The organism is Leptotrichia sp. (genome assembly GCF_057270615.1).
Map to the genome: position 1 here is coordinate 1 of NZ_DBHIXN010000052.1, position 10,374 is coordinate 10,374.

General features: G+C 30.4%; 8 protein-coding genes. 7 read left to right on the forward strand and 1 reads right to left on the reverse strand.

Going from position 1 to position 10,374, the window contains the following annotated elements:
- The 6 genes from ACO409_RS08595 to holA all read left to right on the forward strand — a co-directional run.
- A partial coding sequence (locus tag ACO409_RS08595; RefSeq protein WP_485556378.1) for a HEAT repeat domain-containing protein occupies positions 1 to 323 on the forward strand: 323 nt, incomplete at its 5' end.
- Between the two features lie 103 nt (positions 324 to 426).
- Positions 427 to 1,662 carry a histidine--tRNA ligase gene (hisS, locus tag ACO409_RS08600; protein WP_485556380.1) on the forward strand — a complete coding sequence of 412 codons (1,236 nt, stop codon included), beginning with the start codon at positions 427 to 429 and terminating at the stop codon, positions 1,660 to 1,662.
- A 21-nt stretch (positions 1,663 to 1,683) separates the two neighbouring features.
- The gene (locus tag ACO409_RS08605; protein WP_485556382.1) at positions 1,684 to 2,316 is read left to right on the forward strand and encodes a hypothetical protein; all 633 of its coding nucleotides are present in this window, start codon (positions 1,684 to 1,686) and stop codon (positions 2,314 to 2,316) included.
- Positions 2,317 to 2,388: 72 nt separating this feature from the next.
- Positions 2,389 to 4,170 carry an aspartate--tRNA ligase gene (gene aspS / locus ACO409_RS08610; protein ID WP_485556384.1) on the forward strand — a complete coding sequence of 594 codons (1,782 nt, stop codon included), beginning with the start codon at positions 2,389 to 2,391 and terminating at the stop codon, positions 4,168 to 4,170.
- Between the two features lie 67 nt (positions 4,171 to 4,237).
- Positions 4,238 to 4,453 (forward strand): zinc-ribbon domain-containing protein, encoded by a 216-nt coding sequence (locus ACO409_RS08615; RefSeq protein ID WP_485556386.1) that lies wholly within the window; start codon positions 4,238 to 4,240, stop codon positions 4,451 to 4,453.
- 75 nt (positions 4,454 to 4,528) lie between these two features.
- Positions 4,529 to 5,512, forward strand: coding sequence for a DNA polymerase III subunit delta (gene holA / locus ACO409_RS08620; protein WP_485556388.1), 984 nt, complete (start codon positions 4,529 to 4,531; stop codon positions 5,510 to 5,512).
- A 111-nt stretch (positions 5,513 to 5,623) separates the two neighbouring features.
- Here the strand turns inward: holA and rpsT are convergent, their stop codons facing one another.
- Complete coding sequence (gene rpsT / locus ACO409_RS08625) at positions 5,624 to 5,890, reverse strand: 30S ribosomal protein S20 (protein ID WP_485556390.1); 267 nt, start codon at positions 5,888 to 5,890, stop codon at positions 5,624 to 5,626.
- Positions 5,891 to 6,324: 434 nt separating this feature from the next.
- Between rpsT and ACO409_RS08630 the strand changes: the two genes are divergently transcribed.
- Positions 6,325 to 10,374: autotransporter-associated N-terminal domain-containing protein (locus ACO409_RS08630; RefSeq protein ID WP_485556392.1), on the forward strand; the 4,050-nt coding region annotated here is incomplete at its 3' end.

The following is a 10,374-nucleotide window of genomic DNA, read 5'->3' on the forward strand; positions in this document are numbered from 1 at the left end:
AAAAATTTGTTGATATTTTATGCAAATTAACAAAAGAAGAATGGCATGGAAAACACGAAGATATTGCTATTTACTTCATGGAAATGGAGTTGCCGTCTACGGTAGAATGTCTTTATAAATTAGCAACTTCAAATTTTGAAAAATACCGTTGGGATGATAATTTCGCATTAGTGAGAAAATGTTGCTTTGCTTTAGGGGATATAAATACTCCTAAGGCGAAAGAGAAATTGGAATTATTGTTACAAAGTGATGAAGAAATGATAAGAAAACATGCGATGGAGCAGTTAACTAGATGTGATTTTACAAATAAAGATGTTGAATGAAAAGATTAATTATGAAATCCCACATCTTAAAATCTTTAGCCAATTGTGGTATAATAATCTATAAAATAAAATTGACGATATTAATTTAAGAAAGGAAAAAAATATGATAGCTGCCTTAAAAGGAATGAAAGATAGATATTCTGATGATGTGAAAAAATACGATGCGATTGTAGATGCTTCAAAAAAAGTTTTTGGAAAATATGGATTTGAGAGAATAATTACGCCGATTTTAGAAGAAACGGAGCTTTTTAGAAGAGGTGTTGGAGATGAAACTGATGTTGTTTCAAAAGAAATGTATGATTTCAAGGATAAGGGAGAAAGAAATGTCACAATGCGTCCAGAAGGAACTGCTGGAGTTGTAAGAGCATATCTTGAAGCTGGATTTCATAAGTCTTCTCCAATAGTGAAATGGTTTTACAATGGTCCAATGTACAGATACGAAGCACCGCAAAAAGGTAGAATGAGAGAATTTCATCAAACTGGAGTGGAAATGTTTGGTGTGAGAAGTGCTTATTTAGATGCAGAAATTATTAAAATGGGTTGTGATTTTCTTGAAGAGCTTGGAATTACTGGCTTAGTTGTGGAGATTAACAGCTTGGGAAATGTTGAGTCGAGAAAAAAATATATTGAAGATTTGAAAAAATTTATGTTTGAAAGACTTGATAAATTGAGTGAAGATTCGCAAAAAAGATATGAGAAAAATCCTTTGAGAGCTTTGGATTCTAAGGATAAAGGTGATCAGGAAGAGTTTAAAAATGCACCAAAACTTTACGATTATTTGGATGAAGAAAGTAAAAAATATTTTGAAGATACTAAAAAATATTTGGAATTGTTGGGCGTGAATTATGTCGTGAATGATAAATTGGTTAGAGGACTTGATTATTATTCGGACACGGTTTTTGAAATTAAATCGAATAAATTGGGGTCACAGGCGACAGTTCTAGCGGGTGGACGATATGACAGATTGCTTGAAATATTAGGAAATGCGAAAGTTCCCGGAATTGGATTTGCCGCTGGAATGGAAAGAATTGCAATGTTAATGGACGATTCTATAATTTCTGAAAATGAAGAAAAAATTTATGTGATTTATTTCGATGATACAAAAGAATATTTTGTGAAAACAGTAAATGAACTTAGAAAAAATGGCATTAAAGTAAACTTTGACTATAATGCAAAAAGTTTTGGAGCACAAATGAAAAAGGCAAACCGTGAAAATGCTGAATATGTGTTGATTTTAGGGGAAGAAGAACGAGATGAAAATGTGATTACGGTTAAGAAATTTAGTACTGGGGAGCAGGAAAAATACAGTTTTGAGGAAGTTTTGAAGATTTTGAAATAAGAAATCTAAAGGAGTATGAAGATGAAAAAGATATTTTTTACAGCGTTATTTTTGATTAGTTCATTAAGTTTATATTCTGAAAATTGTTATAAACCTGCTGGACATATTGAATGTTTATTAGATTTGAATTCAGAAAAGGGACAAGAGATAGTTGAAAAAGTTGAAAATGAAAAGAGAAAAATATATATGGATTCGATGAAATATTTTGAAAAAGGTAGATTTGGAAATGAAAAAGTAGGTTTTATCGAATATCCTAAAACAGAAGGTTGGACATTATTTGCTGATGTTAGATTACCAGTATATGCAATGCAAATAAGCAAAGGAAATGGTGATATTTACACGCTTATATCATATGATTTAGCTAAAGAGTACAAAAATATGAATTCAGAAAAGGCAGTAGAAAAAATGTTAAAAAATGTGTATGATAAATATAAAAAAGCAGGAGTCTCTGAAAATAAAATGTCCCTAGAACCAGTAATTTTGAATGGTTATAAAGGAATGCGGTTTGTATTGACAGAATTTCAAGGGAAATCAATGATTAAAAATGGTGTTATTGTGAAAGACAAGCTTTATGAAATAACTGTTGAAGGATTACCAAAAGATGTGATAGAAATGCAAAAAGTTGTGGAAAAAAGTTGGAATGAAATAAAATAAATTGTAAAAAAATAGATTGTATTAAATTTTATAGAAAAAATATAAAATCATTAAATAAAGAAAGGAAAGAAAATGTATAGAAACTATAAATTAAATGAATTAAGAATGGAAAATATTGGCGAAGAAGTGACTTTGTCAGGATGGATTTCTAAAGTTAGAGATTTGGGGCACTTTGTGTTTATTGATTTGAGGGATAGATACGGGGTTACTCAAGTTTTGTTGAATGAGGAAGTTTCTGGGAGTGAGCTTTTTGAGGAAGCTAGAAAATATAAGAATGAATGGGTTTTGAAGGTTACAGGAGTTGTGGCTGAAAGAAGTAGTAAAAATAAAAATATTCCAACTGGGGATATTGAGATTGAAGCTAAAAAAATTGAAGTTTTAAGTCGAGCGAAACAGTTACCGTTTGAAATTAGTGAAACTGGGAATCTTAGTGAAAATATGAGATTGACTTATAGATATTTGGATATTAGAAGACCGAAAATGTTGAATAATATTATTAAAAGAAACGATATGCTGTTTTCAATTAGAAAATTTATGAATGAAAATGGATTTTTGGATGTTGATACTCCGATTTTGGCAAAAGCGACACCTGAAGGAGCGAGAGATTTTATTGTGCCAAGTAGAACTAACAAAGGAGATTTTTATGCATTGCCACAATCACCACAATTGTTTAAGCAAATACTTATGGTTTCTGGAATTGACAAATATTATCAGTTAGCAAAATGTTTTAGAGATGAAGATTTGAGAGCGGACAGACAGCCTGAATTTACTCAATTAGATGTGGAAATGTCGTTTGTTGAGCAAGAAGATGTGATTTCAATGGCTGAAGAATTGACGAAGACAGTATTTAAAGATGTTACAGGAATTGAAATTACTGAAAAATTTCCAAGAATGAGCTATGATGATGCAATGAATTTTTATGGTTCAGATAAGCCAGATTTGAGATTTGATATGAAATTGATTGATTTGTCAGAAGAAACTGCTGATTGTGGATTTGGTGTTTTTGAAAATGCGTTGAAAGATGGTGGAAATGTGAAAGCAATTGTTGCACCAAATGCGGAAAAATTCTCGAGAAAATATATAAAAGATTTGGAAGATTATGTGAAAACATACTTTAAAGCAAAAGGTTTAGCGTATATTAAAATGAATGAAAATGGAGAGATAAATTCTCCAATTGCGAAATTCTTCTCGGAAGAAAAATTGACACAAATTATTGAAAAATTGGGAATCAAAAATAATGAAGTTGCGTTAATTTTGGCTGATAAATATAAAGTTGTGCATGATGGATTGGGAGCATTGAGATTGAAACTGGGAGAAGAGTTGGAATTAATTGACAAAAATGCATTTAAATTCTTATGGGTAGTTGATTTTCCTATGTTTGAATGGAGTGAAGAAGAAAATAGATATAAAGCGCAACACCATCCGTTTACTTCGATTAAGGAAGAAGATAGAAAATATCTTGATACGAATGAACTTGCAAAAATTAAGACAGATTCATATGATATTGTCTTAAATGGTTATGAAATTGGTGGAGGAAGTATTAGAATTCACGATGAAGATTTACAGGCGAAAGTTTTTGAAAAATTAGGATTTAGTCAAGAAGAATTAGAAGACAAATTTGGATTCTTCTTGGAAGTGTTGAAATATGGGGTTCCACCACATGGAGGACTTGCTTACGGAATTGACAGATGGCTTATGGCAATGTTGAAGGAAGATTCAATAAAAGAAGTAATTCCATTCCCTAAAACTAATAAAGGGCAAGACTTGATGACTGGAGCACCTGCGGGAATTGAAGAACAAGTTCTTGAAGATGATTTGAGATTGAAATTGCTGGAAGTTGAAAAAGAAGATTAATAATGTCTCCCACTTTATAGGAGTGGGAGCAATTTTACTCAAAAATTAAGAGGTGACTTTATTTAAAATGATTTTAGTATTTGGAACAAAAAGAAAATTTAAAAATTTAGGAACACTAGAAAACTGTCATTGTTCAAGATGTAACAACACATCTGACTGGAATTTTATGGAATATCGTGACTGGTTTACTTTGTTTTGGATACCAGTTTTTCCAATAAGTGGTAGAAAAGAATATTTAGAATGTCCAGTTTGTCGTCAGGTTTATGATGTGCCTAAGGATTAGTTGTTTGAATTAATGAGTAAAAAAATAAAATTAGAAGACATTTTTTTGTTTTAGATTAAAAGTGCGAGGAAATAAATGATTTATTTTATTGGAGGGAAAAAACAGAGGGAATTTAAGTATTTTGAGATTTTGGAAAAAATACGGAAAGAAAATGTGGGGATTAGTGAAAGCTTTTTTGATGCAGATTTAAAGGAAAATGAAAAATTTTTGGAAAAAATTAATATTAATTCGATATTTTCAAGTCAGGAACTGGTTGTGTTAAAAAGGGCAGAAAAACTGAAAAATATTGAGGAAATTTTGAAATATATATCAAAACTTGAAATCACAAATAAGGAAATTGTTATTGATTATAATAAAGAAGATGGGAAATTTGGGGTAAAGTTAAAAAATCTGCTGGGTGAACTGGGAAAAAATAAGAAAATGGAAGTTTTTTTGTTTCAGAAGGAGACTGAGGAGGAAATACGGGCCTATGTCATAGATGAATTGGGAATAAACGGCAGGGATCTGGCATTGCTTTTGGAGATGATTGGGAACAATCCGTTTAAAGTTAGAAATGAAGTAGCGAAAATTAAGATTTTTCTGAATGGAGAGAAGTTTGATATTGAAAAAATAAAAAATGTTGTGTCGGTTGAAAAGGAATATCAAATTTATGAGATGACACGGAATATATTGCTTAATAATCCAGCGGATGTAATGAGATATTTGGAGCAGAAGAAAGAATATATGGGAATTTTGTATTCTCTTTACAGCGAGCTTGAAACGATGTATAAAATAAGTTCATTAAAAAAACGAGGACGCCAGTTTAGTAGAAATTATAACACTTTCAAAATGGAATTTGAGGAAATAAAGGAAGTTTTTAAATCTAATAACCGAATTCCAAATTCTTATGTGATTTTTAAAAAGCTGGAACTTGAATCAAATTATACAAATGCCAATTTAAGAAAATTAGTTTTTAGATGCTGGGAAATTGAAAGAGATATAAAAATGGGAAAAATCGAGATGGAAACTGGAGTTAATATGCTGATAATGGAGATTTGTTCGCTATTTAGAAAAAACTAATCTTTTGAAACTTTGAAATATAAATAAAAAAGACTATCTTAAAAATGGGATAGTCTTTTATTTTTATTAATCTTAAAAAAATTTTTTTAAAATCAATCAATGGCAAAAAAATTAATTTGCCAATGAATTAACTTTTAATGTTAATCTAGATTTTTTTCTTGATGCAGTGTTTTTCTTTAGAACACCTTTTGTTACAGCTTTATCTAATTCTTTATATGCTGCATTTAATGCTGATTTAGCTTCGTCGACATTTTTAGCTTCAACAGCTGCAAGCACTTTTTTTACGAAAGTTCTAGTTCTGCTTTTAATAGCTTGACTTCTAGCTGCATTTCTTTCACCAATAAAAACTCTTTTTTTAGATGATTTTGAATGTGCCATTTATTTTCTCCTTTCAATAATTTTTACTTATGAAATAAAATGCTATATAATTCAATATACGCAAGTTACACAATATATTATCATTTTTTTCAATAAAAATCAAGAGATAAAGAACAAATTTTTTATTTTTCATTGTTCAGCAGTTATCATTTTTTTTATATAAATTAAATATAAAAATAATGCAATTTATAAACAACAAAAAAAATTTTAGGATAAAAATATATTGTAATGAAAATAAAAAAATGATATAATGTAATAAGTTCAGATTGAAAGTATATTCAAATTTCTTTTGAATTAAACTGAAAGAATTGAATAAACATTGGATTTTTGTGGATTAGATGCAGTTTTATGAAAAAAAATTTTTAAAAAAAGGGAAAAAATATTAAAAAACTTTAAATAAAAATTAAATTATAAAAATATAAAAAGGAGAAATCATGAGTAACAATTTAAGACAGGCAAAAAAAGACCTGAAAGCCTTTGCTAAAAGGGCAAAAGATGTAAAATATACAGAGTCATTGCTGTTTTCATATTTAATAACAGGAATGATAACTTTTTCAATTGGGATAAATACATCTTCAAATGTTCTTTATGAGCGGCTAAACAAAGAACTGGTAATGTCAGCAGAAAAGACACGTACCGCAATCAGAAAAAAGAAAAAAGCGAACGAAGAAACAATAGAAGAGCTGGATTTAGAACTAGTTCAATTAATGGAACAGGGAGATCAAGTTGTAAAATCTCCATGGAGTTCATGGCAATTTGGTGCAAATACCTTTGTATCAAGCAATAACGGTACTTATAAAGGAAGAGGCGACAAAGCCTATAAGTATTCGTTCAACAGCATCTACAGCCGTGGTAACTGGGCAGATACTGGAATTTTGTCAAACAGAAGAAAAAGCTATATGACTTCTTCACTTAGCACTTCTACAGTAGGAAAACATACTTACGGACTAGCTTCATTGCTGCACGTTCAAGAGCCTGAAGTGGAAATCCAGATAATGGCAAATGTACGTCCAAAATCAGTATCAAAAGAGGAAATTACAATAAATCCAAAAATTGATATGCCAAGACCAGTGGTACGTCCAAATATTAATTTGAAGGTAACTGAACCAATAAAAGCACCGTATATAAAATTTCCGGATGTTAAACCAATTAACATCAATATAAAAAATCCAGTTGCTCCAAGTGAACCAAAAGCAATTGGAGCACCAAATATAAATATTACTTTGGAAGCACCACAGGTTACATTGGGTATAACACCACCAGAAACACCGAATATTAATATTAGCGTAACTCCGCCGGTGATTAAACCATTGACGATAGCTAAACCAAGTGAAGTAGAGTTACCAGAAATAAATGCACCTGTTATATCTCCAATAAATTTTTCTATTGATCCTACTGGGAATGCAAAATATAAAGATTTAACATGGAAAGATTGGGAAGCTGGAGGTAATAATACACATAATATTACTGAGTTAGGAAATAAAGATTATATAACATTAAGTTCAAAATACATTACCAATGCAAATGTAGATAAAAAATATACTTTTAATGTAACGGTTGATAACAATAGGGTTTTTGTCTTAGATGAAGCTTATGATGATCAAAAATTTACAAATAGTGCAACTATAAATCTTAAAGGAAGTAGAAATGTTGCAATTGATATTCAAGGTACACATTTGAACAAGGATAGTAATCCTAGTAACAAACCTGCAATAAAATTTACGGCTATTAATGACGGAAATATTATAGGTGAAAAGGGAAATGGCAATACTAATCAAGTTGCTTTTGGATTTAATAATCCAGATGCTTCAGATAATAAGACCTTAACTGAAATGATAAACAAGGGAACTATCACGTTAAATGCAGATGATAGTGCAGCTTTTCAATTAAAGCCAGAAGATCCTCATAATTGGGTTCCAGCAAATAGTAAGGAATGGAATAATGCTCCAATACGTATAGGTAAAATAAATACAAAGGATAATCGTGGAAAAGTTGCAATGAAAGCTATTAATGAAAAAAAAATAGATATAAATGGGAAAAATAGCTTTGGGATTACAACTGTGTTTAATGAAGGACTTCCTATAACTTTTTTTAAAGACTCATTTAAAAGATATTATGAAGATTTAAAATCTCAAAGAAAAATTGGAAATCAAATAGTAAATCCAGGTGGGGAATTTGGGAATACTACTGTTTCTGGATTTGAAAGTGGAGTTTATAATGGAAGCAAAGGTGTGATAAATGTAAATGGAGAAAACAGTATTGCTATTGGTCTGTTACATGATATTCAAGAAGCTAAGATTGACGGAGAGATAAATATTAATTCTAAAAAAGGAGTGGGAGTATTTACAGGAGTTCCTGTAGGAATGCCTAATTTAACAACACCTGATTTTGTTGAATTGAAAAAAATAATAAATATAAATAAAGATGCTACAAATGCTGTAGGAGCTTATGTTGGAGATACATCGGTTGACTTGAATGATGGAAAAGTAAATGGAAATAATAGTTCAAGTCGTAAATATTTAAGATCTGGAGATATAAAAGCTGAATCTACTTCTGTTATTACAGTTAAAGGTAAAACAAATTATGGATTTGTCGTTAATAATAGTTCAAATTATTCTAAATTTACTGGAGCTTTAGATGATATGCAACAGGGAATAGATAAAACTAATCATGGTAGAGGTATTAATGATGGAAAAATCTATGTAGAAGGAGAAAAATCAGTAGGATTTGCATTGATAAAAGGAGGGACATCTTCAAATAGTGGTACAATCAATGTAAAAGCAGATTCCACAAATTCTGTTGGATTTTATGGGGAACAGGATGAATTTGCAAATTCAGGAACTATTGAAGTGACAGCAGCAAAAGATACAGGGAACACAGCTGTTGCGTTAAATGGTAAGACAAATAAAATTACATTTAATAATACTGGTAAGATATATGTAAATGCTAATCAAAATTCAAATACGAATTTAATAGGTAACACAAATACGGGAATCTATGCGGAAGGTAAATATGAGTTTAATCATAGTGGTACGAATGCCAGTATATTAGTTGGAAAAAATGCTACAGGATTTTATGTGAAAAGTGCTACAGGGAAGGTAAATATTAATGCTCCAATCACATTAGAAGAAAGCGGAACTGGAGCAGATGCTGGAACTACAATTGGATTTTATTCAGATGGAGATGCAGAAGTTAATTTTGGAACAAATTCATTACTAACAATTGGAAAAGGAGCAGTTGGACTTTATTCATCAGATTCAGAAAAATTTAATAACACATTTAGAATAAAATCTGGAGAAAAATTAGATGTGTCGCTTGGTGAAAATTCAACATTTGGATTTTTAAGTGGAAATTCTACAAGTCCTTCATTGAAAAAATATTTAAATAATGATTCAAAAGATAAAATAAATATAACAAATTTTGGTGCAGGTGCAACTATCTTTTTTGCAGCGAATAATGGAAAAGCACTTTTAGATGGAGATTACACTATAACTAATGGTGGAAATGCTTCTACTTCAGTTTTATCAGCGAACAATGGTTCAACAGTTGGAATTGACAGTGGTGTGAAATTAGTTACAGATACTCAAGTTGGATTGGTTGCGACAAAAGGAGAAAATAGAACAGATAAAAGTTCTACAGCTGAAAATGCAGGAACTTTGGAATCTTCAAGAGTTTCTGGAGTAGGTATTTATGCTAATGCAAGTAATGGTAAAAATGAAGGTACTGGTAAAATAATAATGACAAAAGCTAGTTCTGTTGGGATATTAGGGTTAGCAGATTCTGAATTAACAAATGCTTCAGGTGGAAAAATTATAGTTGAAAAAGGTTCATCAGCTGGAATATACGCTGAAAATAGTAATGTAACAAATAGTGGAACAATAACTACAGAAGATGAAAAATCAGCAGGAATATTTTCAAAATCTTCATCAACTTCTGATAAATTTGTAAAAAATTCAGGTAATATTAAAATTACTGGTTCAGGAAAAACAAAAAATGCAGGAATTTATGGAGAATTAGATAGTTCTGCAAAAGGAAAATTAACTTTAACAAATGAAACTAGTGGAGAAATTGAAGTTGCAACAGAAGAATCAGTAGGGATTTATGGTAAAAATGTGACAGCTAGTAAAGATAATTTTATAATAAATAATAAATATAAAGTTACGATGAAAGCTGACTCTTCAGTAGGAATTTTAGCCGAAAAATCAAAAGCAACAAATGAATCTAATGGAATAATTAAAATAGAAGGTAAAAAATCAGTGGGAATATTTGGCAAAAATGGTTCTGAAGTTGAGAATAGTGGAGAGATTTTAGCTACAAATACCGATCCTAATTCGGCTTCAGTAGGAATATTGTCAGACGGTGGAAAAGCGACTAATAAAAAGAAAATAGAAATGTCAGGTGGAAAATCTGCCGGAATAATGGGAATAAATGATGCTGAAATAATAAATGATGCTGCTTCTGCCGAAATCATAATGAATAAAACA